Here is a 25,286-nt window from a genome sequence, read left to right as displayed (position 1 = left end):
CTGGTGCGGCCCGTAAGGGGCGGACCGCCGCCTTGCGCTGTTCGCCCGGCTGTGGGTGCAGCCGGGCAGCGCCGTCGCCGCGGTGTTTCACGACGTCCGGCGCATGGGCGTTCACTGGTTCAGGACAGCGGATCCGCGTGTTCGGCTCTCCGGTGGATTCAGCGGGGCATTGCACAGGCCGCAACGGTCGCCGATGAGTTCGTTTCCGCACCAGCTACAGACCTCTCTGCGAACCGAAGAAACCAATTGATAAATCAGCGAGATATCGGGCAGAAACGCGGCGAATTCGATCAACTTGGAGGTGCCCCACCAGGCGGCCGAATCCGCGGGCAGCGCGACGTCGTGCACCTCCTGCACCTGCCAGGCCGGGGCGACCGTCTTGGTTACCCAGTCGGACTGCAACTGCCCCTTGGCCACCAGTAGATGCGTAGTGAAGTCGGGCCCGTCCAGCTCCCCCGTACCGACCTTGATCAGCTGGGGCTTCGGGTTGGCCAGCACACCGAACTGCGAGCCGGGGACCCATGACTTCGCGTGGGCCTTCAGGCTGACCGGGACCCGGTCCAGCTTGGTGACCGAGTTCAGGAGCGCACCGGAGTGGATGTAGTGCGAGAGCAGCCGGGCGGCGGAGGCGACCACCCCGGCGCTGAAGTCACAGATGGACAACTGCCGCAACTGGCGCACCAGTACGGCGACCCCCAGCGGGGGCAGATCCACCTTGAGCAGCGCGATCCGGTCGCTCTCGAGCACGGCGCGGATGGTGTGCAGCCGGCGCTCGTGGGCGGGGGCGATGCTGGACGGATAGACGGCGATGACGTAGCCGTGCAGATCCAGGAGAAGCTGCATGTCGCTCAGCGCCGTGTCCAACGACTGTTCGTCGGGGGCGCGCAGGTGTACGGCCGTGGGCGTCTGCTGATCCGTGGGCGGCAGCACGAGGTCAGCGCTTGTCACTGCTATTGCTGTCGGCACGCTGTTCCCCGTTCAGCTCCGGCCGTCGTGTACCGCCGGCCGCATTCGCTCCTGCCAGGTGCTCCTGCTCGGACGCTCCTGCTTCAGCACTTTATCCACGTAAGGCGAGGCAGAGAACACCCTCCAGGGCCCAGTTGGACACGGTCCGTGAAGTCCTCACCTGTTGTTCGCACGACAAATCGCCCCAAGTGAACCGTTGTTAATTTCCGGACGATTCACGGGCCCAACCGGGCCCAGCCAGGCCCGCCAAGGGAATTCAAGATCCTCTTTGCTTCAGCGCACGCCGGATGCGCTGAAGCAAGGCCATCCGCCGCCCCCGGCACACAGGGAGGGCCCAGCAAGCGCTCTGGGCCCGGATTGGGGCCCCCGGGCCCAGGGCCGGTGCGGACCACAGCGGACGGAACCGTTCCCCCGACAACAGCCCTGCTCACAGCCCTGGTTGCGACGGTTTACCGCCAGAGGTCTTGACAACTTGATTGGTCTGGACCAGTTTATCGGCCAGCGGTGGCCACCGTTCCCCGATTCCACACCCCGGCATCCCCGTGCCGCTCCCCCCGCCATCCCCGACTCCCCCCGGAGGCAGCAAGTGGATCGTTCCCCCGCACCCAGCCGCAGAAGAGGCCGCACCCGCCCGGTCCTCGGGTCCGCCATGGCGGTCGTCGCCGCCGGCGCCCTGACCGTCACCGGTCTCGTCAGCAGCGCCGAGGCCGCCGACGTCAACGTCGCGAAGAACGCGGGCTTCGAGTCCGGCCTCGCCAACTGGACCTGTTCCGGCGGCTCCGGTGCCACCGTCTCCTCCCCCGTGCACGGCGGCACCTCGGCCCTCAAGGCGACCCCGGCCGGCCAGGACAACGCCCAGTGCACCCAGACCGTGGCCGTGAAGCCCAACTCGACGTACGCGCTCAGCTCCTGGGTCCAGGGCGGATACGCCTACCTGGGCGCCAGCGGCACCGGGACCACCGACGTCTCGACCTGGACCCCCGGCTCCAGCAGCTGGACCCAGCTCACCACCAGCTTCAAGACGGGCCCGAGCACCACGTCCGTCACCGTGTACACGCACGGCTGGTACGGGCAGGCCGCCTACCTCGTCGATGACGTCTCGGTCAGCGGCCCCGACGGCGGCGGCGGCACCGACCCCGCCCCGACCATCCCCGCGGCCCCCGCCGGTCTCGCGGTCGGCACGGCCACCTCCTCCTCCCTCGCCCTGTCCTGGAACGCGGTGACCGGCGCGACCGGTTACACCGTCTACAAGGACGGCGCGAAGGCCACCACCTCCACCGGGACCTCGGCGACGATCACCGGACTGACGGCCGACACGGCGTACCAGTTCGCGGTGACCGCCACCAACGCGGCCGGTGAGTCGGTCAAGTCCACGACGGTCAGCGGCCGTACGGCCACCTCGGGCGGCGGCAACCCCAACCCCGGCACCTCCGTGCCCAAGCACGCGGTCACCGGGTACTGGCAGAACTTCAACAACGGCGCGACCGTGCAGAAGCTCAGCGACGTGCCCGCGAACTACGACATCATCGCCGTCTCCTTCGCGGACGCCACCACCACGCCCGGCGCGGTCACCTTCAACCTGGACTCGGCGGGCCTGAACGGCTACACCGTCGACCAGTTCAAGGCCGACATCAAGGCGAAGCAGGCGGCCGGCAAGAACGTCATCATCTCGGTCGGCGGCGAAAAGGGATCGGTTTCGGTCAACAGCGACGCGTCCGCGACCAACTTCGCCAACTCCCTGTACTCGCTCATCCAGGAGTACGGCTTCAACGGGGTCGACATCGACCTGGAGAACGGCCTCAACTCCACGTACATGACGAAGGCGCTGCGCTCGCTGTCGCAGAAGGCGGGCTCCGGTCTCGTCATCACGATGGCCCCGCAGACCATCGACATGCAGTCCACCTCGGGTGAGTACTTCAAGACGGCGCTCGGCATCAAGGACATCCTGACCGTCGTCAACATGCAGTACTACAACAGCGGTTCGATGCTCGGATGCGACGGCAAGGTCTACTCGCAGGGTTCGGTGGACTTCCTCACCGCGCTGGCCTGCATCCAGCTGGAGGGCGGCCTCGCCCCGTCGCAGGTCGGCCTCGGTGTCCCCGCCTCCACCAGCGGCGCGGGCAGCGGCTACGTCTCCCCGTCGATCGTGAACGCGGCCCTGGACTGCCTGGCCGCCGGCACCAACTGCGGCACCTTCAAGCCCGCGAAGACCTACCCGGGCATCCGCGGCGCCATGACCTGGTCGACCAACTGGGACGCCAAGTCGGGCAACGCCTGGTCGAACGCGGTCGCCCCGCACGTCCACGGCCTGCCGTAACCACCCTCCGGCATCCGTCGGAATCCGTCGGCACACGTCCGGCATACGTCCGGCAGCCGTCGGCATACGTCCGGCATCCATGACCAGCAGCGCCGCCGCTCCCCCGGCGGCGCTGCTGCATGTTCCGTCCGCCGCCTCCTGCCCGCCGTCCGCCGCTTCCTGTCCGCCGTCCCCGTATCCGGTCCGCCGTCCCCGTATCCGGTCCGCCGCCCCCGTATCCGGTCTGCCGTCCCCGTCCCCTGTCCGCAACGGAGTTGTCCGGGAGTTGCCGCATTCGATGGCTGTTCGGGCACCCGCATGGCACGGTTATGGGGCGCGGTGATGGTGTGACAGGGGGAGTGACATGGCCGGGGCGCGGGTACAGGCGCTGAGCGGGGACGATCCGGCGGCGCTCGGGCCGTACCGGCTGATCGGGCGGCTGGCGTCCGGAGGCATGGGGCGGATCTATCTGGCCCGCAGCGGCGAGCCCGGCAGCCGGGGTCTCGTCGCCGTGAAGACGCTGCTGGCCGAGGGCCGGATCAGCGAGGTCGACCGGCGGCGGTTCGCCCGCGAGGTCTCGCTCGCCCAACGGGTCGACAGCGCGTACACGGCCCGCGTACGGGACTCCGATCCGGACGCCGAGCGGCCCTGGATGGCCATCGACTACATCGCCGCACCCCCGCTCTCCGAACTGGTCAGCAGCTGCGGGGTGTTGCCCGCCTCGGCCGTACGGTGGATCGCGGCCGGCACGGCGGAGGCCCTGGCCACCCTGCACGAGGTGGGCATCGTCCACCGCGATGTGAAGCCGCAGAACGTGCTGCTGCCGCTGGACGGCCCCCGGGTGATCGACTTCGGCATATCGCACGCCATCGACCTCACCCTCACCGGTCTCACGCTCGGCACGATCGCCTTCACCTCGCCCGAGCAGGCCCGTGGCGAGGAGTCGACGGCCGCATCGGACGTGTACTCGCTGGGCGCGACCCTGTTCCTGCTCGCCACCGGGCGGCCGCCCTACCGCGCGGACGGTGACACGCTGCGGCTGCTGGCGCGCGTCCAGCGCGGCGAACTCGATCTCGGCGGCCTGCCGAAGGAGCTCGTCGCGACGATCCGGCCCTGTCTGGCCGTCGATCCCCGCCAGCGCCCCAGGCCCTCCGACCTGCTGGCCCGCTTCCGCGAGGAGCAGGCCGGCCTGCCGACGACGCACAGCGGCACCCGCTGGCTGCCGCCGCGGTGGACGGCGCTGATCGGCGCGTACGCCACCCAGGGCCTGGAACTCGCGAGCGGCCGCCGCACGGACCCCCCGACCGTGACCGCCGGCTCCCGCACGAAGGTCGTCCCGCCGCCGCCCCCGACGCTGGTCTACCCGCCGGAGCGGCAGGCGCGCGCGGCCCGGGACCGGGCCCGCCGCGACCGCACACGGCAGGAACTGGCAGTACTCGCGCAACTGGCGGAGCGGCAGCGGGCGGAGCTCGCCGAACGGGAGGAGGCCGAGCGCGCTCAGCGCGAGGGCGCCGAGCGCGAGCGGCGGGAACGGGCCGAGCGCGCGGAGCGGGAGCGGGCGGAGGCCGAGCGGGCGAAGGCCGCACGCCGGGACGCGGAGCGCCTGGCGGCCGAGCGCGCCGCCGGCGAGCGGGCCGCGCAGGAGCGGGCCCGGCGGGAGCAGCGCAGGCGGGCCGAGCGGGCAGCGGCCCGTGCCGCACAGGCGCGTCCGGCCCCGTCCCCCGCGGTCTCGCCCACCCCGGGCACGACGCGCCCGGCACCGGCGCGGACGGGTTCCTCGGACAACTCCTCGGGCCTGGGCTGGCTGGTCGCCGTGGCCGCCGTCATCGCGCTGCTGGTCTGGCAGCCCTGGGAGACGGCGGGCAGCGGGAGCACGGGCAGCAGCACCGGAGCGAGCGCGAGCACGAGCACGGACACGGGTGCGGACGGTACCGGTACGGATGGCACCACCATCGGCGGCACCAGCGGCAGCACGGATGGCAGCAGCGGGGACGAGCAGCCGGAACCGACGCCTACACCGACGCCCACGCCCACCCCCACGCCCACGCCCACGCCCACCCCTTCCCCCACTCCCGATGCCACGGACCTGGCGTTCCGTGCCGTGGGGGCCGGCGACTGCCTCAACCTCTACAGCAACGGTTACGGGGACTGGAACGCCAAGACCCCCGAGCGGGTGAACTGCGACGCGTCGAACGCGTACATGTACGTGAGCAGTACCTCGGCCGTCGACGGCGCTTCCGGCTCCTGCCCGAGCGGCGCCGGGACCAGTTGGTGGAACCACCGGGGCGAGGACGGCATCGGGACGACGCTCTGCCTCAACCGCGTCTTCCGTGTGAACCAGTGCTTCCCGGCCAAGACCCAGGGCAACGGCACCGCCGATCTGACGGTCCTCTGGGACTGCGGCTCCGGCCAGGTGCCCAAGCAGTACGACTCGATCCTCCAGATCACCGGCTACTACAAGGCACCGGCCCAGGGCACCAGCTGGACGTGCCCGGCGGGCAACGGGCAGAAGTTCTGGTGGTGGCCGGTCAACGGCGGCAAGAGCGTCATCTGCGCGATCCGGGTCTGACGCGGTGAGGCGGCGGGGCCGCCCCGCCTCACCGCGCCCCGACTCAGGTCACTGGATCACCAGGCTGAGCAGGGCGGCCACCACGAACCCGGCGACCGACAGGACCGTCTCCAGGACCGTCCAGGACTTCAGGGTGTCGCGCTCGGAGATGCCGAAGTACTTCGACACCATCCAGAAGCCGCCGTCGTTGACGTGCGAGGCGATGATCGAGCCCGCCGAGATCGCCATGATGATCAGCGCCAGGTGCGGCTGCGAGAAGTGCTGGTCCTCGACCAGCGGGACCACGATTCCGGCGGTGGTGACGATGGCCACGGTCGCCGAGCCCTGGGCGATGCGCAGCACCGCCGAGATCAGCCAGGCGAGCAGGATGACCGGCAGGCCGACGTCGTTGAACGTGTCGGCGAGCGCGTCCGCGATACCGCTGCTCTTGAGGACGGCGCCGAAGATTCCGCCCGCGCCGACGACCAGCAGGATGTTGCCGACCGGCTTCAGGGACGAGGTGGACACCGATTCGAGGGACTTGCGGGACCAGCCGCGCCGGATGCCGAGCAGGTAGTACGCGAGCAGCAGGGCGATCGTCAGGGCGACGAACGGGTTGCCGAAGAACTCGATGACCGAGCGGAGCGTAGAGGGGTCCAGCGCGATGGAGGAGAACGTCGCGGCGAGGATCAGTACCAGCGGGGTGCCGATGATCGCGAGGACGGTGCCGAGTCCGGCCGGGGCCTCGTGCGGGGTGACTCCGGCGGCGCGCTGCTCGGCGAGGACCGCCGCCTTCGCCTCCTCGGCGGCCTCGACCATGTCCTGCGGGACCTCGACGAAGATGCGCTTGCCGATCCAGGCGGCGTAACCCCAGGCGGCCAGGACGGACGGGATGCCGACGACGGCGCCCATCAGGATGACCCAGCCGAGCGAGACGTTGAAGAGACCGGCGGCGGCGACGGGGCCGGGGTGCGGCGGCAGGAACGCGTGGGTCATGGACAGGCCCGCGAGCAGCGGCATCGCGTACAGCAGGATCGATTTCCCGGAGCGCTTGGCGGCGGCGTACACGATCGGGGCGAGGACGAAGATGCCGACGTCGAAGAAGACCGGGATACCGAAGATCAGACCGGTCAGGCCCATGGCGAGCGGGGCGCGCTTCTCACCGAAGAGGTTCAGCAGGCGGGCGCTCAGCACCTCGGCGCCGCCGGAGACTTCGAGGATCGCGCCGAGCATCGTGCCGAGCCCGATGATGATCGCGACGTGGCCGAGGATGCCGCCCATGCCGGATTCGATGACGGAGACGGCGGCGGACTTCTGGACCGTGCCGAAGAGTTCGGTGACGGAGAGTCCGGCACCCAGGCCGACGGCTATGGAGACGGCGAGCAGCGCGACGAACGGCTGCAGCCTGACCTTGATGATCAGGAAGAGGAGGAGCGCGATTCCGAGGACGGCGACGGTCAGCAGACCGGCCGTCCCGTCTATGAGGAGAAGGAGTCCACCGGTGTGGGGTGGCGTCTCGGCCGGTGGGGGGCTGGCGGCGAGCAGCATGGGTAACTCCGTTGTCGTCCATGGGGATACAGGCAGGGCGGAGCGCGGCACGGCGCCCCGGTGGGGTGGGGCGCCGTGACCGGCATGGTGGTGCGGTGGTGCGGGTGCGGCAAGAGGATCAGGCTCAGCCGAGGACCGCGAGGGCGTCGATCTCGATGAGCAGGCCCTTGGGCAGGCCGACGTAGACCGTCGTGCGGGCGGAGGGGGCCTCCTTCAGGTTCTGCTCGCCGAAGTAGGTGTTGTAGATCTCGTTCATCTCCGCGAAGTGGTCCACGTCCGTGAGGTAGACGCGCATCATCATCACGTCGTCCCAGCTCGCGCCGCCCTCCTCGAGGATCGCCTTGACGTTGGCGAAGGTCTGGAGGGTCTGCTCGCGCAGGGTGGGGCCGGCCGGGGTCGGGGCCTGTCCCTCGGCGGCGGGCAGGAAACCGACCTGGCCGGCGACCTGGAGGATGTTCCCCTTCTTCACCCCGTGCGAGAACTTCGCGGGCGGGGTGGTGTGGGTGCTCGGGGTGAGTGCGGTCTTGTCGGTCATCGCTGATCAGGCTTTCTTGGGTCGGTTGGTGCCGGAGTACTCCCGGCTGATGGTGTCGGCGGTGCGACGGACCAGGGGGAGCAGGGTGAGGAGTTCCTCGGCCGTGACGACCACGTTCGGTGCGGAGACCGACATCGCGGCGACGACGCGCCCGTCGGCGCCGCGAACGGGGGCGCCGATGCAGTTGATGGACTCCTCGTGGCCGCCGAGATCGGTGGCCCAGCCCTGTTCGCGTACGGCGGCGAGCTCCTTGAGGAAGGCACCGGCGCCGGGGATCGAACGGGACGTGTACATGGGGTAGTCGAGCCTCTCGGCGATGGCGCGCCGCTCGGGCTCGCTCAGGTCGGCGAGCAGGAGCTTGGCCACGGCGGCGACGGTGATCGCGACGGGCTTGCCGATCCGGGAGTACATCCGGACCGGGTAGCGGCTCTCGACCTTGTCGATGTAGAGGACCTCGTTCTCCTCGTACACCGCGAGATGGATGGTGTGTCCGCAGGTCTCGTTGAGTTCGACGAGGTGCGGGTGGGCGATCTCCCGTACGTCGAGGTTCTCGACGGCCTCCTGGGCGAGCGCGAAGAGACGTGCGCCGAGGCGGTAGCGCTGGTCCTGCTGGCGGTAGACGAGGCCGTGCTCGTGGAGCGTACGCAGCAGGCGCAGCGCCGTGGACTTGTGGACGCCGAGCCGCTCGGCGACCTGCCCGAGGTCGGCGGGTCCCTGGGCGAGCAGCGGCAGGATGCTCAGCGCCCGGTCGACGGTCTGACTCATGCGCGTGCCTCGCTGTCCTCGGCCCGGCGTTCGCCGGGGACGCCCCTCTTGTCGGGTCGCTCGCTGCGCTCGCTCATGGCTTGGGTACCTCCGTGTCGTCCCCCGTCCACCCGGGGCCGAGACGCAGTCTCCCCCAGGCGGCGTCGTCGAGGGCCGCGAGGCGGTCGGCGCGCTCTCGGGCGGGCGGGTCGGTGAGGTCACCGGGAACGGTGAGGACGGCGGCGGCCATCAGGTGCCCGTGCCGGGCCCGGTCGCGGACGGGCAGTCGGCGCAGGGTGGCGGAGAGGAACCCGGCGGCGAAGGCGTCACCCGCGCCGACGGGGGCGACGACGTCCACGCGCAGGGCGGGGACCTCGGTGACGCTGTCGGGCAGGCCGGGCTCCGCGGAGAACACCGTCGCCCCGTCCGCCCCACGCTTCACCACGAGCACCGCCGGCTCCGGCAGCGCCGCACGGATCGCCTCGACCCCCACGATCCCCCACGCCTCCTCCGCCTCGTCCTCGCCGACGAAGACGAGGTCGCAGCGGCGGGCCAGGTCCAGCAGGACCTCGGGGGACGTCCCGCCGGCCCGCCACAGGCCGGGCCGGTGGTTGACGTCGAAGGAGACGAGCGGGCGCCCCGGACGCGGCGCGGTCAGCTCGTGCAGCAGCGCGAGGCAGTCGGCGGAGAGCGCGGCCGTGATGCCGGACAGGTGCAGGATCCGGCCGGTGGGCAGGGCCTCGTACGGGACGTTCGCCGGGGACATGGCGGACGCCGCGGACCCGGCCCGGTAGTACGCGACCTCATGGACATCGGTGGCGCGGTCCGTCGCCGTGCGGAAGTAGATGCCGGTGGGCCGGGCGGGATCGCGCTGTACGGCGGAGGTGTCCACCCCGTACCCGGAGATCGCGTCGACGAGGTGGTCGCCGAAGCCGTCGGCCCCGACCCGGCTCACCCAGGCCGCCCGGTGCCCGGCCGCCGCGAGGGCGCAGGCCACGTTGGACTCGGCGCCGCCGATCCCGCGCCCGAAGGACGGTACGTCGGCGAGGCGCCCGGGCTGCGAGGGCAGGAACGTCACCATGGACTCGCCGAGGCACACGACATCAGCGGTCGCGGCGGCGTCGTCGGTCCTGGCCGGGGTTCCGGGCACTCAAGGCTCCTCATGGTCGGGCGGGCGGCACCGGCTCTCACCATTGACCGGGCGTCGGCTCGGATGTTAGACAGCCTTGAGCGATATACGCAATGGGTGTTGCATATGTTGCAACAGCAGCATCACTGATGACCCACTGATGACCCACTTCGATCGAGGAGGCACCCCATGGCTGCCGAGCGCCCCGCGGCCGGACTCGCCGAACCCACCGGCCTCGCTGAACCCACCAGCCTCGCCGGACTCGCCGACGAACTGGTCGACCACCGGTTCAAGGCACTCCCGCCCGACGCGGAGGGTCTGACCGTCGGCGCACTGGCCGCCGAGCGCCGCAACCTCTTCACCGGCGGCTTCACCACTCCGGTGCTCGCCCTGTCGGCCGAGTCCGTCGAGCACAACCTCGTCCTGCTGGAGACGTACGCGGAGCGCCACGGCCTCGCGTTCGCACCCCACGGCAAGACCTCGATGTCCCCGCAGCTGTTCGCCCGCCAGCTGGAGCACGGCGCGTGGGGCATCACGGCGGCGGTGCCGCACCAGGCGCGGGTCTACCGGGCGTTCGGGATCCAGCGGATCTTCCTGGCCAACGAGCTCGTCGACGCGGCCGCGCTGCGCTGGGTCGCGGGCGAGCTGGACGCCGACCCGGACTTCCGGTTCGTCTGTTACGCGGACTCGGTGCGCGGCGTCGAGCTGATGGACGAGGCCCTGCGCGCGGCGGGCACCTCCCGCCCGGTCGACGTCGTCGTCGAACTCGGCGCGGGCGAGGGCGCGCGCACGGGTGCGCGCACCGAGGCCGACTGCGCTGCGGTCGCCGACGCGGTGGCCGCGGCCCGGACGCTGCGCCTGGTGGGCGTGGCGGGTTACGAGGGCGAGGTGCCCCGGGCGTCGGGCGAGCGGGTACGGGACTGGCTGCGCCGGCTCGTCGCGCTGGCCGCGTCGTTCGACGCGGCGGGGAGGTTCGCCGCGCTGGACGCCGGCGAGCGGATCGTGATCAGTGCGGGCGGCAGCGCGTGGTTCGACGCGGTGGCCGACGTGTTCGCGGAGATCCCCGAACTCTCTTCCCCCGTACTCAAGTTGCTCCGCTCAGGGGCGTACGTCTCGCACGACGACGGGCACTACCGCCACCTCACCCCCTTCAACCGGGTCCCCGAGGAAGGTGCCCTTCAGCCCGCCTTCCGGCTCTGGGCCCAGGTCGTGTCCCGCCCGACCGCCGGACAGGCGTTCCTGAACGCGGGCAAGCGTGACGCGGCGTACGACCTGGATCTGCCTCAGGCGCAGGTCGTACGGTCCGGGCGCGACGGCTCGGTGCGCGAGGCGGCGGGGATCGAGATCACCGGGCTCTCCGACCAGCACGCGTGGGTACGGACGGACGAAGGCGCCGGACTCGAGGTCGGGGACTGGGTGGGGATGGGGCTCTCGCACCCCTGCACCAGCTTCGACAAGTGGCAGCTGATCCCGCTGGTGGAGGCGGACGGCACGGTCACGGACTACATCCGCACGTTCTTCTGAGCCCCGACCGATGAAGCGGGTCCAGGGGGCGGAGCCTCCTGGACCCCCTTGAAAGGCACCCCCCATGGACCTGGTCATCCGCGACGCCCGCGTGATCGACGGCACCGCCACCCCCTCCTACCGCGCCGACGTGGCCGTCACCGACGGCCGTATCGCGGAGATCCACCGCGAGGACAGCCCCGGCCCCCGCCCCTCGGCCGCCCGCACCCTGGACGCCGGCGGGCTCGCCCTGTCCCCCGGCTTCATCGACATGCACGCCCACAGCGACCTCGCCCTGCTGCGCGACCCCGACCACAGCGCGAAGGCCGCCCAGGGCGTCACCCTCGAAGTCCTGGGCCAGGACGGCCTGTCGTACGCCCCCGTCGACGACCGCACCCTCGCCGAGGTCCGCCGCTCCATCACCGGCTGGAACGGCGACGGGAGCGACATCGACTTCGACTGGCGCACCGTCGGCGAGTACCTGGACCGGCTCGACCGCAACTTCGGCGGCCGGGGCATCGCGGTCAACGCCGCCTATCTGATCCCGCAGGGCACCGTCCGGATGCACGCGCTCGGCTGGGACGACCGGCCGGCCACGGACGCCGAGCTGATCCGGATGAAGGAGCTCGTCGCCCAGGGCATGGCCGAGGGCGCCGTCGGCATGTCCTCGGGGCTCACCTACACCCCGGGCATGTACGCGGACGACGCCGAACTCACCGCCCTGTGCCGGGTGGTGGCCGGGCACGGCGGCTACTACTGCCCGCACCACCGCTCCTACGGCGCCGGGGCGCTGGAGGCGTACGAGGAGATGGTGCGCCTCACCCGCAGCGCGGGCTGCGCCCTGCATCTCGCCCACGCCACGATGAACTTCGGCGTGAACGAGGGCCGGGCCCCGGAGCTGCTGTCCCTCCTGGACGACGCCCTGGACGCGGGCGCCGACATCTCCCTCGACACCTACCCGTACACCCCCGGCTGCACGACCCTGGTCGCGATGCTGCCGAGCTGGTCGAGCGAGGGCGGCCCGGAGTCGGTCCTGGCGCGGCTGGCCGACGACGCGACGGCCGCCCGGATCCGGCACGACCTGGAGGTCGTGGGATCGGACGGCTGCCACGGTGTGCCGATCGAGTGGGACACCATCGAGATCTCCGGCGTCAGCGAACCCTCCCTCGCCGCCCATGTCGGCCGTACGGTCGCCGAATCCGCGCGGCTGCGCGGTGAGGAGCCGTGGGTGACCGCGCGGCGGCTGCTCATGGACGACCGGCTCGGGACGACGATCCTCCAGCACGTGGGCCACGAGGAGAACGTCCGGCAGATCATGCGCCACCGCGTCCACACCGGCGGCAGCGACGGCATCCTCCAGGGCGACAAGCCGCACCCGCGCGCGTACGGCACCTTCCCGCAGTATCTCGGCCGGTACGCGCGGGAGCTGGGCGTCCTCTCCCTGGAGGAGTGCGTCGCCCACCTCACCGCACGCCCGGCGGCCCGGCTCCGGCTGCCGGACCGCGGGCTGGTGCGCGAGGGCTACCGCGCCGATCTGGTCCTCTTCGACCCGGCCACGGTGGCGGCGGGCTCGACGTTCGAGGAGCCCCGCACCCTGCCGGCGGGCATTCCGCACGTGCTCATCGACGGCCGCTTCGTCATCGAGGACGGGAAGCGGACACAGGTACTGGCGGGGCGGTCGGTGCGCTCCACGCCGCCGGCGCGTCCTTGACGGCCGCGGTTCATCCGTCCCGGGTCACCAGCGGTACCAGCGGCCGCGTCCGGCACCCGTACCGGGCCGTACGAGAAATCCGACCAGCCACACCGCAAGAACGATGACGGCTATCCACCAGAGCAGATTGACAGCGAACCCGGCACCGAAAAGAACCAGGACGAGAAGAAGAACGAGAAGCAGGGGAACCATGAATATCAACCTCCGCAAATACGGGTGCCCCGGTCCGGCCGGTCCACACATCCCTGCACGCTCCGGCCGGTTCCGGATCTGTCGAAACCCTCGGCCGCACCCCCGCCACCTGCACCGGCGTCCGGCCGCTGCGGTGGCGGAATAGTTTCCGGCAGCCTTTCCCGGGCACCCGGGTGAAATGAATATCTCTGCGACAGCCCGGAGAAGCCGCGGAAAGGCGAGACGGGCGGGAAACAGTTCCGTGGTCGAGGCGGGCGGCCGCGCGGGATTCGTCGCGCGCGGTGTGATCTATTTCCTCGTCGGCGTTCTCGCCCTGCGTATCGCGTTCGACAGCGGCGAAAAGGGCGGCGGAAAGCAGGCGGACCGGGGCGGGGCGCTCTCGGAGATCGCGCAGAAGCCCTTCGGGTCCGTCCTGCTGTGGGTCCTGGGCGGAGCGCTGGTGGGGATGGTTCTGTGGCGGCTGTCCGAGGCGGCGTTCGGAGCCGCCGGCCCCGACGGGCGCAAGGCGACGAAGCGGCTGGCCTCGGCGGGGCGCGCGGTCTTCTACGCCTTCGTGTCGTACTCGGTCCTGATGTTCGCCGCGGGCGACCGGGGCAGCGGCAGCGGTTCCGGGGACGCGCAGTCGAAGGACGTCACGGCGGACGTGCTCGGCATGCCGGGCGGGCGCTGGCTGGTGGGCGCGGCCGGTGCGGTCGTCGCAGGGACGGGCCTGTGGATCGCCGGCCGTGCCGCGCTGCGGAAGTTCCACAAGCATCTGCGCACCGGCGAGATGTCGCCCCTCGCGCGGCGGACGGTGGACATCACCGGGGTCCTCGGCGGCATCTCCCGCGGACTCGTCTTCGCGGTCGCGGGCGGATTCGCCGTGGCCGCCGCGGTGAAGGCCCGCTCGGGCGAGGCCAAGGGCATGGATGACACCCTGCGGTCCTTCAGCACGACGCCCGCCGGTCCGTGGCTACTGGCCCTGATCGCCGTCGGACTGGCCGCCTTCGGCCTCTTCTCCTGCGCGAACGCCCGGTGGCGCAGGATCTGAGGGCGAGGCGCGGTGGTGGGGAGGGCGGTCCCCCTCCCCACCACCTGCGTCACCCCTTACGGCTTGGGCAGCGTGCACCCCGCGCGGTCGAGGTCGAACACGTTCCCGGCACCGATGCACGGCACGATGCCGTAGGTCTCCTGGGCGTAGTTGATGCCCTGGCGGACCGTCACCTGGCCGTTCTCGTCGACCTCGCACGGATTGTTGTCCGTGCACTCCTGCCCGTCCTCGTTGCCGGTGTTGTTGACGGCGACGACCTTGCCGGTGGCGTTGTCGATCACCGGCGAGCCGGACGTGCCGCCGATGGTCTGGCAGGCGGAGGTGTAGCGGACCGAGTCCTTCCAGGTCCACTCCCCCTCCTCCAGGCGGTAGACGAACCCGTCGACGTTGCAGCTGTAGGTGCGCTTCCAGTACCCGGACACGACGGTGATCGCGGTGCCCTGCACGGGGTGCGCGGTGTTGAGCTCCAGCGCCTTGATGCCGTAGGTGCTCTCGATCTGGGCGTACGTGGAGGTGAGCTGGTACACCGATATGTCGGTGTCCGTCATCGTGCCGTACGCGACCTTGCTCGCCCGCAGCGTGCCGACACCGCTGCCCGCCGAGTTCAGCAGGGTGAAGCTGCGGGTGGACGCCTGGTTGAACACGACCTCGCCCGGACCGGGGAATCCGGACTCCAGGCAGTGACCGTTGGAGAGCACGAGCGCGGGGTCGCCCGGCTGGGAGTCGGGCGTACGGACGACCGATCCCGAGCAGTTGCTGAGCGCCACGGTCCCGGCGAAGCCGATGGCCTTGGGCCTGACCTTCGCCTTGACGGCCGCGTGGCCGGATGACGCCGTACCGGCCGCGGCGATGCCGGAGGCCGCTGACGTCCTGACCGTGCCGGCAGCTGCCGCGTCGTGGCTTGTGGCCGCGGTGGCGGGCGCGGTGCCGGCTCCGAGGAGCAGCACCGCGAAGAGCGCACCGACGAGAGGCTTTTTCATGTGGGGGTCCCCTCAAGTGACCTGTGCAGAGCGCGTGGGGCCTCTGCCACCGGAGTTCTTCCGGTTTTGACATGCGCATGGTGGCGCACTGAAGGGAAGCCCACAAGGGGCGAATTCAGGCCGCGGTCCACTCCCGCCCCGATCCGGGGCCCGCCGGGGCGCCGGGATGCGACAAGGGTGCGACGCCGCCCCGGTCACCCGCCGCGATCCGCCGCAGTCCGCCATGCGCCGCGGCACACCGTGGCGCATCTCACCCGCCCCGGTCCGTCACGTCCCCGTTCCACCCCATTCCAAGCCGCTCCCCCTTCCGCGCCCGGGGTTCCCACGGTTCGCGGGAGGCGGGCGCATGGCGATGGAAGTCCGCGAGGGCGGGCGGACAGACCCGTGCGGGTCAACCGGCGGGGAAAGCCCGGGCGGGCCGTGAAACACAGTCGTAAGCTCGCAGACATGCAGGTCATCCAGTCCACGAAGCTCGCCAACGTCTGTTACGAAATCCGCGGCCCCGTGCTCGAGGAGGCGATGCGGCTGGAAGCAGCGGGTCATCGCATCCTCAAGCTGAACACCGGCAACCCTGCCGCGTTCGGTTTCGAGTGCCCGCCCGAGATCCTCGAGGACATTCTGCGCAACCTCTCCGGGGCGCACGGCTACGGCGACGCGAAGGGGCTGCTGTCCGCGCGGCGGGCGGTGATGCAGCACTACCAGACCAAGGGGATCGACCTCGACGTCGAGGACGTCTACCTCGGCAACGGCGTCTCCGAGCTGATCCAGATGTCGATGCAGGCCCTGCTCGACGACGGCGACGAGGTGCTCGTACCGGCTCCGGACTATCCCCTGTGGACCGCGTCCGTCTCGCTCGCCGGCGGCACGGCGGTGCACTACCGGTGCGACGAGCAGTCGGACTGGATGCCGGACCCGGCCGACATCGAGCGGAAGATCACCGACCGCACGAAGGCCATCGTCATCATCAACCCGAACAACCCGACGGGTGCGGTGTACGACGACGAGATGCTGCGCGGGCTGACGGAGATCGCCCGGCGCCACGGTCTGGTGGTCTGCTCCGACGAGATCTACGACCGGATCCTGTACGACGGCGCGACGCACACGCCGACCGCGGCGATCGCCCCCGATCTGATGGTGCTCACCTTCAACGGCCTGTCCAAGAACTACCGCGTGGCGGGGTACCGCTCCGGCTGGCTCGCGGTCTGCGGGCCGAAGGCCCATGCCTCCTCGTACATCGAGGGGCTGACGATCCTGGCCAATATGCGGCTGTGCGCCAACATGCCCTCGCAGCACGCCGTGGCCACCGCGCTCGGCGGCCGGCAGTCGATCAACGACCTGGTCCTGCCGGGCGGCCGCATCCTGGAACAGCGGGACGTGGCGTACGACCTGCTGACGCAGATCCCGGGCGTGACCTGCGTCAAGCCGAAGGGCGCCCTGTACCTCTTCCCCCGGCTCGACCCCAAGGTCTACAAGATCAAGGACGACCGGCAGATGGTCCTCGACCTGCTGCGGGCCGAGAAGATCATGGTGGTGCAGGGGACGGGGTTCAACTGGCCGGAGCCTGACCACTTCCGCGTCGTCACGCTTCCCTCGACGGAGGATCTGACGGACGCGATCGGCCGGATCGCCCGCTTCCTGGACGGGTACGGCCAGGTGTAGCGCCGTGCGGGGCGTCACGCGCCCCGACTTTCCTCGAAGAAAGACAACTTTAGACTAAATCCAAGCTAGGATGGTCCCCACAGCACCACCAGGAGGCCATCCATGTACGAACCGATCCGCACCAAATCGGTCCACACACCGGCCGACCACGCCGGCGACTTCCCGCACCGCACCCGCGAGGAGGAGCTGGACATCCAGCTCGCCGGACACCTGGCCGCACTGCTCGCGGTCACCGACGAACTGGGACTCGGCGAGGCGGGCGACCGCATTGCCGAGCAGGTCGCCCGGCTGCGCGGCGCACCCCCCGTCCGGCACGCCGGGCTGTCCGACGCCCCCGCGCCCACGCTCCACCGCCGCGCCCACGCCCTCGCGGGCCGGGCCCTCGTGGTGGCGGCGTCCCGCGCCGACACCGTGGTCGCGATCCTGTCGGCCGAGCGCATGGACGCCCACACCGCAGCGGCCCCGGCCGCCGCCACCGCCGACTCCCCCGCCGCCCCGTCGCGGCTGGTCGGCGCCCTCTGACGGCCCCGGTCCACGGGCCGTCGAGGCGCGTGGACCGGGTGCCACCCATTCACGGCGTGGCCGGCTTCGACGCCTCGGCCGGTTCGGTCGACAGGAACGTCACGTCGGCGACCACGCACTGCGGCCGGCCCCGCACCGGAACCGGCCCGGCGATCTCCCTGGTGGCGGTCGCGCCCACCGCCAGGTCCTTGAAGACCACGGTGCGCTTCCCCGCCGCATCGCTCCCGCCCTTGCCCCGCGGGTCGCGGAACCGGAGATCCACCCTGTAGGTACCGCGCCTCTTCGCCCGGCTCACCACCCGGACACCGGCCACCGGGCCGCCTCTCACCGCGTCCTTCCGGCAGGAGGAGATGCTCACGTCCTGGGACGGGAAGCGCAGGTCCCCGTGGTTCTCCCCCGAGACGTGGAAGAACGCCACCACGAGCGCGACCGGCGACAGGACCAGCAGCGAGGCCATCGCCGGGACCAGGATCACCACCAGGCGCGGCGCGCGGGTGCGCCGGCGCGGCATGCCGGTGTGCCGGTCCGGATACGGCGGTATGCCGGAGTACGTCATGCTCCCCCACGACCTCCGCGCCCCCCGGCACGGCCCGGTCAAAGGTAGACCGGGGCGCCCCCCTCCGACAGCTCGGACCGGTCACGACCCGAGTACGAACCATGCCGGTTGCGGCCGGGGCCACCCCCGGGAAACGGGAGTGGCCCCCGGAACCGTATGGCGGTTCCGGGGGCCACTCCAGGGACGTGTTCGTGCACGTCCCTACCGCGGCAGGCCTTTGACCCCACAGGTCAGGGCGGATGTCGGGAGCCGGGCCACGGTGATCGAAGGGGCGGTCAGCCCAGGCGCTGGACCAGGGCGCGGTACTCGTCCCACAGTTCCTTCGGCGTGTGGTCGCCGAAGGTGTTGAGGTGCTCGGGGACCAGCGCCGCCTCCTCGCGCCAGACCTCCTTGTCGACGTTGAGCAGGAAGTCCAGGTCGGACTCGGAGAGGTCCAGGCCCTCGGTGTCGATCGAGCCCTTGGCCGGCAGGATGCCGATCGGGGTCTCGACGCCCTCGGCCCTGCCCTCCAGGCGCTCGACGATCCACTTCAGGACACGGCTGTTCTCGCCGAAGCCGGGCCAGACGAACTTGCCCGCCTCGTTCTTGCGGAACCAGTTCACGTAGTAGATCTTCGGGAGCTTGGACTGGTCGGCCTTGTCCGCGCCGACCTTGATCCAGTGGTTCATGTAGTCGCCCATGTTGTAGCCGCAGAACGGCAGCATGGCGAACGGGTCGCGGCGCAGCTCGCCGACCTTGCCCTCGGCGGCGGCAGTCTTCTCGGAGGCGACGTTGGCGCCGAGGAAGACTCCGTGCTGCCAGTTGAAGGACTCGGTGACCAGCGGGACGGCCGAGGCGCGGCGGCCGCCGAAGAGGATGGCCGAGATCGGCACGCCCTTGGGGTCCTCCCACTCGGGCGCGATGATCGGGCACTGCCCGGCCGGGACGGTGAAGCGGGCGTTGGGGTGGGCGGCGGGCGTGCCGGACTCGGGGGTCCAGTCGTTGCCCTTCCAGTCCGTGAGGTGCTTCGGGAGCTCCTCGGTCATGCCCTCCCACCAGACGTCGCCGTCGTCGGTGAGCGCGACGTTGGTGAAGACGGAGTTGCCCCACATGGTCTTCATGGCGTTGGCGTTGGTGTGCTCGCCGGTGCCGGGCGCGACGCCGAAGAAGCCGGCCTCGGGGTTGATCGCGTAGAGGCGGCCGTCCTCGCCGAACCGCATCCAGGCGATGTCGTCGCCGATGGTCTCGACGGTCCAGCCGGAGATCGTGGGCTCCAGCATGGCCAGGTTCGTCTTGCCGCAGGCGCTCGGGAACGCGGCCGCGACGTACTTCGACTCACCGCGCGGCGGGGTGAGCTTCAGGATCAGCATGTGCTCGGCGAGCCAGCCCTCGTCGCGCGCCATGACGGAGGCGATGCGCAGCGCGTAGCACTTCTTGCCGAGCAGGGCGTTGCCGCCGTAGCCGGAGCCGTAGGACCAGATCTCGCGGTCCTCGGGGAAGTGCGAGATGTACTTGGTGGAGTTGCAGGGCCACGGGACGTCCTCCTGGCCCTCCTCCAGGGGTGCGCCGAGGGTGTGGACGGCCTTGACGAAGAAGCCGTCGGTGCCGAGCTCGTCCAGGACGGCCTGGCCCATGCGCGTCATGGTGCGCATCGAGACGGCGACGTACGCGGAGTCGGTGATCTCGACGCCGATCGCGGAGAGCGGCGAGCCGACGGGGCCCATGCAGAAGGGCACGACGTACATGGTGCGGCCACGCATGGAGCCGCGGAAGACACCCCGGTCCCCCACGAAGATCTCCCGCATCTCGGCGGGGTCCTTCCAGTGGTTCGTCGGACCGGCGTCCTCCTCCTTCTCGGAGCAGATGAACGTCCGGGTCTCGACGCGCGCGACATCGCTCGGGTCGGAGGCGGCGTAGTACGAGTTCGGGCGCTTGATCTCGTCGAGTTTGGTGAACGTGCCCTTGGCGACGAGCTCCCCGCACAGGCGCTCGTACTCGGCCTCGGAGCCGTCGCACCAGACGACCCGGTCCGGTTCGGTGAGGGCTGCGATCTCGTCGACCCAGGAGACGAGCTCCCGGTGGTTGGTGGGGACAGTGAGGGGAGCCGCGATGTCGCGCGCCACGATCGCTCCTTGATGAGGGTGTCTGTCTGGAAGTTGCCCCGTGGGGGCTGCGACCCGGATGCTTCTACCCTTTCGGATTCCCCTGGCGCTCATCCGGTGCCGACCGCACTCATTTGATCATCCGACCGATCCGCCCATATGTCCAGAGGGCCGCCCATGTGAGCATCACCACTCATATCCGATACCTACGGTGGCGTAGGTACGATGCGGGGATGACTGCTGCCGCCGCCGCGCCTGAACCCGCCGGGCTGGAACCAGCCGGAACCGACGTAGCCGAGCTGAAGCCACGCATGCGCGGCTGGCTGCACGCCGGAATGTTCCCCGCCGTCCTGATCGCGGGCATCGTGCTCGTCGCGCTCACGGACAGCAGCCGCGGCCGGATCGCCTGCGGCATCTACATCCTGACCGCGTGCCTGCTGTTCGGCGTGAGCGCGGTCTACCACCGCGGCACCTGGGGGCCGCGCGGCGAGGCCGTGCTGCGCCGGCTCGACCACGCGAACATCTTCCTGATCATCGCGGGCACCTACACCCCGCTGACCCTGCTCCTGCTGCCCGAGTCCACCGGGACCCCGCTCCTGTGGGCGGTCTGGGCGGCGGCGGTCGCGGGCATCGCCTTCCGGGTCTTCTGGGTCGGCGCCCCGCGCTGGCTCTACACCCCGTGCTACATCGCGATGGGCTGGGCCGCCGTCTTCTTCCTGCCGGACTTCATGCGGACCGGCGGGATCGCGGTACTGGTGCTCGTGGTCGTCGGCGGGCTGCTCTACAGCGCCGGCGGCGTCATCTACGGCATCAAGCGGCCGAACCCCTCACCGCGCTTCTTCGGCTTCCACGAGGTCTTCCACTCGCTGACGCTCGCCGCCTTCGTCGTCCACTACGTCGGCATCTCCCTGGTGGCCTACAACCACAGCTGAGCCCCGCCACCCCCTCCCGTCGACAGGGCCGCGGCTTCCGAGCCGCGGCCCTGTCGCATGCCCCGCCTGCGGACCGGACCGTGAACGGGACGGACCCGCGGACTTGGCCGCCGCCCCCGCCGTTGCCCGACAATGGCGACCATGGCCGCCACCTCCCGTACCCCCTCCTCTACCGCGCCCGGCGCACCGCCCCCGATGGGGCTGCGCGAGCGCAAGAAGCTCAAGACCCGGGTCGCGATCCGGCAGGCGGCGTACCGCCTCATCGAGGAGCAGGGGTACGAGGCCACGACGATCGAGCAGATCGCGGAGGCGGCCGAGGTCTCCCCGAGCACGGTGTTCCGGTACTTCGCGGCCAAGGAGGACATCGTCCTCAGTGACGAGTACGACCCGCTCATGGAGGCCCTCCTCCGCAGCCGTCCGGCGGACGAACCTCCGCTGGAGTCCCTGAGGTTGATCGTGCACGAGGCGCTGACGTCGTTCGTCACCGCCGAGGACGGGGAACTGCGCCGGTGCACCCGGCTGATGGCGGAGGTCCCCGCCGTCCGGGCCAGGATGACGGAGACCATGTCGGACACGGCGAGGATGCTCACCCGGGTGCTGGCCGACCGGAGCGGCCGCAGCGCGGACGACCTGCGGATCCGGGTCTTCGTCGCGGCGGTGCTGGGTGCGCTGCGCGAGGTCGCGCTGTACTGGGGCGAGCACGGCCAGGAGGGCGACCTGCCGGCGATGGCCGACGGGGCGTTCGACGCCCTGGCGGGCGGCCTGCGGCTGTGAGCCGCGTCAGGACCCGTCGCCCCTGAGCGCGCGCGCCAGCACCTGCGGGTCCGTAGTCGGCGCGTCGCACACGAAGTGCCTGCACACGTACGCCGTCGGCACGCCGTCCACCATCGGGCGGTCCGCCAGCAGCGGGAACTCCGATCCGGACGTCTCCCCCGCCGCGACCACCGCGCCGGGTGCCCGCCCCAGCAGGGCCGTACGGTGCATCACGCCGCCGACCGGTCCGGCGACCGCCACCTCGCGCGGGCCGTCGAGCAGCGCCTCGGCCACCGCGAGCCCCCAGCCGATGAACCGCGGCACCTTCGGCCCCAGTGCCTTCACCACACCCAACGCCCCTTCCGCGGCCGTGCGGTGGGGCTCCGATCCGGTGTAGGCGGCGTACGAGAGCAGCGCGCCCGCCGCCGCCGTCCAGCCCGCCGGGGTGGCACTGTCGGTGGGGTCCTGCGGGCGGCGGATCAGCTGCTCGGCGTCGTCCGCCGTGTCGAACAACTGGCCGCCGTCACCGGTGAAGTGCTCCAGCACGATGTCCAGCAGGAAGCCCGCGAACTCCAGCCACACGCCCTCGCCCGTGACGGCCGCCAGCGCGAGGAAGCCCTCCGCGACATCGCCGTAGTCCTCCAGCACCCCCGCGTGCGCTCCGGCGCGGCCGTCCTTGGACGTACGGACCAGCCGGGCGACCGGGCCCATGTGCAGCCGCACCAGCAGGTCCGCCGCCTCGGTGGCTCGCTCGATCAGATCGGGGCGGTCGAAGTACGCCCCCGTCTCGGCGAGCGCGGCGATCGCCAGTCCGTTCCAGGCCGCGACGACCTTGTCGTCCCGCCCGGGCCGCTTGCGCAGCTCACGGGCGGCGAGCAGCCGGGCCCGCACGTCGGCGGCGCGGGCCTCGTCCGTGGCATCCGCCGCCGGGAGCTGGAGCACCGAGGAACCCTCCTCGAAGGTGCCCTCATCACTCACCCCGAAGAGCTCGGCGGCGAAGACGGCATCGCCCTCGCCCAGCACCTCGCGCAGCTGCGCCGGCGTCCAGACGTAGTACGCGCCCTCGACGTGCTTCCCGTCCGCGTCCTCGCTGTCGGCGTCCAGCGCGGAAGCGAAGCCGCCCTCGGCCGTGCGCAGCTCACGGACCATGAAGTCGGCGGTCTCCAGCGCCACCCGGCGGGCCGTCTCCGATCCGGTGGAGCGCCACAGATGGGCGTAGACGCGGCAGAGCAGCGCGTTGTCGTACAGCATCTTCTCGAAGTGCGGGACGACCCACTCGCGGTCCACCGAGTAGCGGGCGAAGCCGCCGCCCAGCTGGTCGTACATCCCGCCCCTGGCCATCGCCTCGCAGGTGCCGGCCGCCATCTGGAGCGCCCCGTCCGACCCGGTGCGGGCGTGGTGGCGCAGCAGGAACTCGACCGTCATCGACGGCGGGAACTTGGGCGCCCCGCCGAATCCGCCGTTCTTCTCGTCGTACTCGCGGGTGAGGCCGAGGAGCGCCTGCGCCAGCTCCGGCTCACCGGGCAGGCCGTCGCCGCCGTGCGCGAGGGAGCGCTCGGACAGATCGCGGACGATGCGTGAGGCGACCTCGCCGACCTCGTCACGGCGGTCGGTCCAGGCCGCCACCACGCCCTCGAGCACCTGGCGGAAGGACGGCAGGCCGTGCCGGGACTCGGGCGGGAAGTACGTGCCGAAGTAGAAGGGCTCCGCGTCCGCGGTGAGGAAGACGGTCATGGGCCAGCCCCCCTGACCGGTCGCCGCCTGCACCGCCTCCATGTACACGGCGTCGACATCGGGACGCTCCTCGCGGTCGACCTTGACCGGCACGAAGTGCGCGTTCACATACTCCGCGACCCCGGCGTCCTCGAAGGACTCATGGGCCATCACATGACACCAGTGGCACGCGCTGTAGCCGACGCTCAGGAGCACCGGGACATCGCGCCGCCGGGCCTCCTCGAACGCCTCGGTCTCCCACGGCCACCAGTCGACGGGGTTGTCCGCGTGCTGGAGGAGGTACGGGGACGTGGCCTGCGCAAGTCGGTTGGGCATACCTCATCCTTGCGCACCGGCCTCCACAGCACCCGCGCGCCACGGGGCGGGGGCGGGAACGAGCAGATGGCGGGGCGGCAACCCCGCGCCCTTCCGAAGTCGGGCGCCCCCACCTCACAGGACAGTAGGCTGAGCCCAACAGCGCCGGAACTGTTGAAGCACCTCGAAGGAGGCACACCATGACCGCCGAGATGGTGACGCCCGCGTGGATGCATACCCAGATCAGCGCGGAGCAGTACGAATCCTGGTCCGAGGAGCAGTGTGCGGGCATCGAGATCGTGGACGGGATGGTCGTCGTGAGCCCGAGCGCCTCCAAGCGCCACAACCGGCTGGCCCGGATCCTGGCCAATGCCCTGGACGCCGCCGCCGGCCCGGACTGGAACGCCGATACGGACTTCGACGTCCGCCTGCAGGACGTTCCCCTGACCAACCGCCGTCCGGACGTCACCGTCTACCGGGCGGAGACCATCGACCTCACGCCCACACGCCCGGAGCACGTACTCCTGGTCGTCGAGGTCGTATCGCCCGGCTCGGAGACCACAGACCGGATCGTGAAGGTGGACCAGTACGCCAAGTCCGGCATCCCCTTCTACTGGCGGGTCGAACAGGCCGCCACCGGCGTCCCGATCATCTACACCTACGTCCTCGACCCCGCCACCAAGGCTTACAGGGACGGCGAGATGTTCACCGGCACGGTGAAGGCCACCGCACCTTTCTCCATCACGGTCGAACTTGGGAACATGTAGAGAACGGAAAAGCCGTCTCGCTTTCGGCGTTTGGCCGGTGGCGACCGCATCGCATTCTTCGCGAACCAATCGGGACTCCCTCTCCCTCCGAAACAGACACGCCAATCGCGGCGGATGCCATGCCGGCTCGATGGGATCACCCATCCGCAACCGGTCAGATTCGATGCAATTTGCGAAATTTGCTTCCTATACCTCCGGTGCGGCCGAGAGGTGAGAGCACGGCCGCGATCAGCAATGCACTGGCGGCGCTGTGCGAACCACGCCTGCGCGGCGATCCGTACGCACCGCTGCCGACCGTGGAACGGGTCGCCGAACGGCTGCGCCCGCGGTGGCCGGCCGCCAACCGGGCCGCCGTGCAGTGGAACATCGACTATCTGGCGGTGAAGCTGCCGCTGGGTGCACGGCGATCTGAAGCCGGGCAACGTGCTGCTGATGGAGGACGGCACGGCACGGCTCGGCGACTTCAACATGGCGGCCGAGCTGGAGGGCACACACGCCTACTCGCCCGCGTTCGCGACGGCCGACTACACCCCGCCCGAACTGCTCTGGTCCGAGGTCGGCGAGCGGGGCATGCAGATCCGGCAGATCGCGGACATCTGGGCGTTCGGGGTACTGGCGCACCTCGTCCTGACCGGTCCGTTCCCGCTGGCGGGCGGCACTCCGCCGGCCCGGCGCAAGACGGTGGCACGCTACGCCCGCGGGGAGGAGGAACTGCGCCGCCCGCTGCTCACGGCGGCGGCCGCCGTACCCGCACCGATCGGTGCCCCTCCGATCGTCGCACCCTCTCGCGCTGACGCGCCGCACAC

General features: G+C 70.9%; 20 protein-coding genes and 2 pseudogenes. 12 read left to right on the top strand and 10 right to left on the bottom strand.

Features of this window, described 5'->3' with window-relative positions; all coding sequences use genetic code 11:
- Window positions 1–111: 111 nt before the first annotated feature.
- A complete protein-coding gene (locus OG782_RS24020; RefSeq protein ID WP_406454187.1) occupies window positions 112–948 on the bottom strand; it encodes a hypothetical protein in 837 nt (278 codons plus the stop codon).
- A gap of 667 nt (window positions 949–1,615) precedes the next feature.
- Between OG782_RS24020 and OG782_RS24015 the strand changes: the two genes are divergently transcribed.
- Together OG782_RS24015 and OG782_RS24010 are read left to right on the top strand one after the other, a co-directional pair.
- Window positions 1,616–3,283 carry a chitinase gene (locus OG782_RS24015; protein ID WP_406459237.1) on the top strand — a complete coding sequence of 556 codons (1,668 nt, stop codon included), beginning with the start codon at window positions 1,616–1,618 and terminating at the stop codon, window positions 3,281–3,283.
- Window positions 3,284–3,626: 343 nt separating this feature from the next.
- A complete protein-coding gene (locus OG782_RS24010) occupies window positions 3,627–5,831 on the top strand; it encodes a serine/threonine-protein kinase (RefSeq protein ID WP_406454185.1) in 2,205 nt (734 codons plus the stop codon).
- 48 nt (window positions 5,832–5,879) lie between these two features.
- Here OG782_RS24010 and OG782_RS24005 read toward each other — a convergent pair whose 3' ends face one another.
- The 4 genes from OG782_RS24005 to OG782_RS23990 form a co-directional block, all read right to left on the bottom strand.
- A complete protein-coding gene (locus OG782_RS24005; protein WP_406454183.1) occupies window positions 5,880–7,358 on the bottom strand; it encodes a GntP family permease in 1,479 nt (492 codons plus the stop codon).
- Window positions 7,359–7,482: 124 nt separating this feature from the next.
- Window positions 7,483–7,893, bottom strand: a complete 411-nt coding sequence (locus OG782_RS24000) for a RidA family protein (RefSeq protein ID WP_406454181.1) — start codon at window positions 7,891–7,893, stop codon at window positions 7,483–7,485.
- A 6-nt stretch (window positions 7,894–7,899) separates the two neighbouring features.
- Complete coding sequence (locus OG782_RS23995; protein ID WP_406454179.1) at window positions 7,900–8,658, bottom strand: IclR family transcriptional regulator; 759 nt, start codon at window positions 8,656–8,658, stop codon at window positions 7,900–7,902.
- Between the two features lie 73 nt (window positions 8,659–8,731).
- Window positions 8,732–9,787: a sugar kinase gene (locus tag OG782_RS23990; protein WP_406454177.1), complete on the bottom strand. Its 1,056-nt coding sequence runs from the start codon at window positions 9,785–9,787 to the stop codon at window positions 8,732–8,734.
- Between the two features lie 168 nt (window positions 9,788–9,955).
- Between OG782_RS23990 and OG782_RS23985 the strand changes: the two genes are divergently transcribed.
- Together OG782_RS23985 and OG782_RS23980 are read left to right on the top strand one after the other, a co-directional pair.
- On the top strand, window positions 9,956–11,290 hold the full coding sequence (locus tag OG782_RS23985) for an amino acid deaminase (RefSeq protein WP_406454175.1): 1,335 nt from the start codon (window positions 9,956–9,958) through the stop codon (window positions 11,288–11,290).
- A gap of 64 nt (window positions 11,291–11,354) precedes the next feature.
- On the top strand, window positions 11,355–12,980 hold the full coding sequence (locus OG782_RS23980; protein WP_406454173.1) for an amidohydrolase family protein: 1,626 nt from the start codon (window positions 11,355–11,357) through the stop codon (window positions 12,978–12,980).
- A gap of 24 nt (window positions 12,981–13,004) precedes the next feature.
- Here OG782_RS23980 and OG782_RS23975 read toward each other — a convergent pair whose 3' ends face one another.
- Entirely contained in the window at window positions 13,005–13,172 is a 168-nt protein-coding gene (locus tag OG782_RS23975) for a hydrophobic protein (protein WP_406454171.1), read from the bottom strand.
- Window positions 13,173–13,350: 178 nt separating this feature from the next.
- Between OG782_RS23975 and OG782_RS23970 the strand changes: the two genes are divergently transcribed.
- Complete coding sequence (locus tag OG782_RS23970) at window positions 13,351–14,202, top strand: DUF1206 domain-containing protein (RefSeq protein ID WP_406454169.1); 852 nt, start codon at window positions 13,351–13,353, stop codon at window positions 14,200–14,202.
- Between the two features lie 56 nt (window positions 14,203–14,258).
- Here the strand turns inward: OG782_RS23970 and OG782_RS23965 are convergent, their stop codons facing one another.
- On the bottom strand, window positions 14,259–15,182 hold the full coding sequence (locus OG782_RS23965) for a serine protease (RefSeq protein ID WP_406454167.1): 924 nt from the start codon (window positions 15,180–15,182) through the stop codon (window positions 14,259–14,261).
- A gap of 447 nt (window positions 15,183–15,629) precedes the next feature.
- Here OG782_RS23965 and OG782_RS23960 point away from each other — a divergent pair, with 447 nt between their 5' ends.
- On the top strand, window positions 15,630–16,841 hold the full coding sequence (locus tag OG782_RS23960) for a pyridoxal phosphate-dependent aminotransferase (RefSeq protein ID WP_406454165.1): 1,212 nt from the start codon (window positions 15,630–15,632) through the stop codon (window positions 16,839–16,841).
- A gap of 102 nt (window positions 16,842–16,943) precedes the next feature.
- Entirely contained in the window at window positions 16,944–17,363 is a 420-nt protein-coding gene (locus OG782_RS23955; RefSeq protein WP_406454163.1) for a hypothetical protein, read from the top strand.
- A gap of 49 nt (window positions 17,364–17,412) precedes the next feature.
- On the opposite strand, the gene OG782_RS23950 is transcribed toward OG782_RS23955, so the two are convergent.
- Together OG782_RS23950 and OG782_RS23945 are read right to left on the bottom strand one after the other, a co-directional pair.
- The gene (locus tag OG782_RS23950) at window positions 17,413–17,919 is read right to left on the bottom strand and encodes a hypothetical protein (protein WP_406454161.1); all 507 of its coding nucleotides are present in this window, start codon (window positions 17,917–17,919) and stop codon (window positions 17,413–17,415) included.
- Between the two features lie 275 nt (window positions 17,920–18,194).
- A complete protein-coding gene (locus OG782_RS23945) occupies window positions 18,195–20,021 on the bottom strand; it encodes a phosphoenolpyruvate carboxykinase (GTP) (protein ID WP_406454159.1) in 1,827 nt (608 codons plus the stop codon).
- Window positions 20,022–20,233: 212 nt separating this feature from the next.
- Here OG782_RS23945 and OG782_RS23940 point away from each other — a divergent pair, with 212 nt between their 5' ends.
- Both OG782_RS23940 and OG782_RS23935 read left to right on the top strand, forming a co-directional pair.
- A complete protein-coding gene (locus tag OG782_RS23940; protein ID WP_406454157.1) occupies window positions 20,234–20,932 on the top strand; it encodes a hemolysin III family protein in 699 nt (232 codons plus the stop codon).
- Between the two features lie 141 nt (window positions 20,933–21,073).
- A complete protein-coding gene (locus OG782_RS23935) occupies window positions 21,074–21,706 on the top strand; it encodes a TetR/AcrR family transcriptional regulator (RefSeq protein WP_406454155.1) in 633 nt (210 codons plus the stop codon).
- Window positions 21,707–21,712: 6 nt separating this feature from the next.
- On the opposite strand, the gene OG782_RS23930 is transcribed toward OG782_RS23935, so the two are convergent.
- Complete coding sequence (locus OG782_RS23930; protein WP_406454153.1) at window positions 21,713–23,734, bottom strand: thioredoxin domain-containing protein; 2,022 nt, start codon at window positions 23,732–23,734, stop codon at window positions 21,713–21,715.
- Between the two features lie 179 nt (window positions 23,735–23,913).
- Here OG782_RS23930 and OG782_RS23925 point away from each other — a divergent pair, with 179 nt between their 5' ends.
- From OG782_RS23925 to OG782_RS23915, 3 genes and pseudogenes are all read left to right on the top strand, one after another.
- Window positions 23,914–24,480, top strand: coding sequence for a Uma2 family endonuclease (locus OG782_RS23925; protein WP_406454151.1), 567 nt, complete (start codon window positions 23,914–23,916; stop codon window positions 24,478–24,480).
- A 239-nt stretch (window positions 24,481–24,719) separates the two neighbouring features.
- A pseudogene (locus OG782_RS23920) lies at window positions 24,720–24,905 on the top strand (FHA domain-containing protein); the annotation flags it as partial.
- A pseudogene (locus OG782_RS23915) lies at window positions 24,874–25,197 on the top strand (protein kinase domain-containing protein); the annotation flags it as partial. The pseudogenes OG782_RS23920 and OG782_RS23915, both read left to right, overlap by 32 nt.
- Window positions 25,198–25,286: the final 89 nt, after the last annotated feature.

Origin of the sequence: Streptomyces sp. NBC_00876, from assembly GCF_045207435.1 — a bacterium.
Taxonomy (GTDB): domain Bacteria; phylum Actinomycetota; class Actinomycetes; order Streptomycetales; family Streptomycetaceae; genus Streptomyces.
The sequence above is the reverse complement of the archived record's forward strand: the minus strand, read 5'-3'. Positions and strand labels throughout refer to the sequence as shown.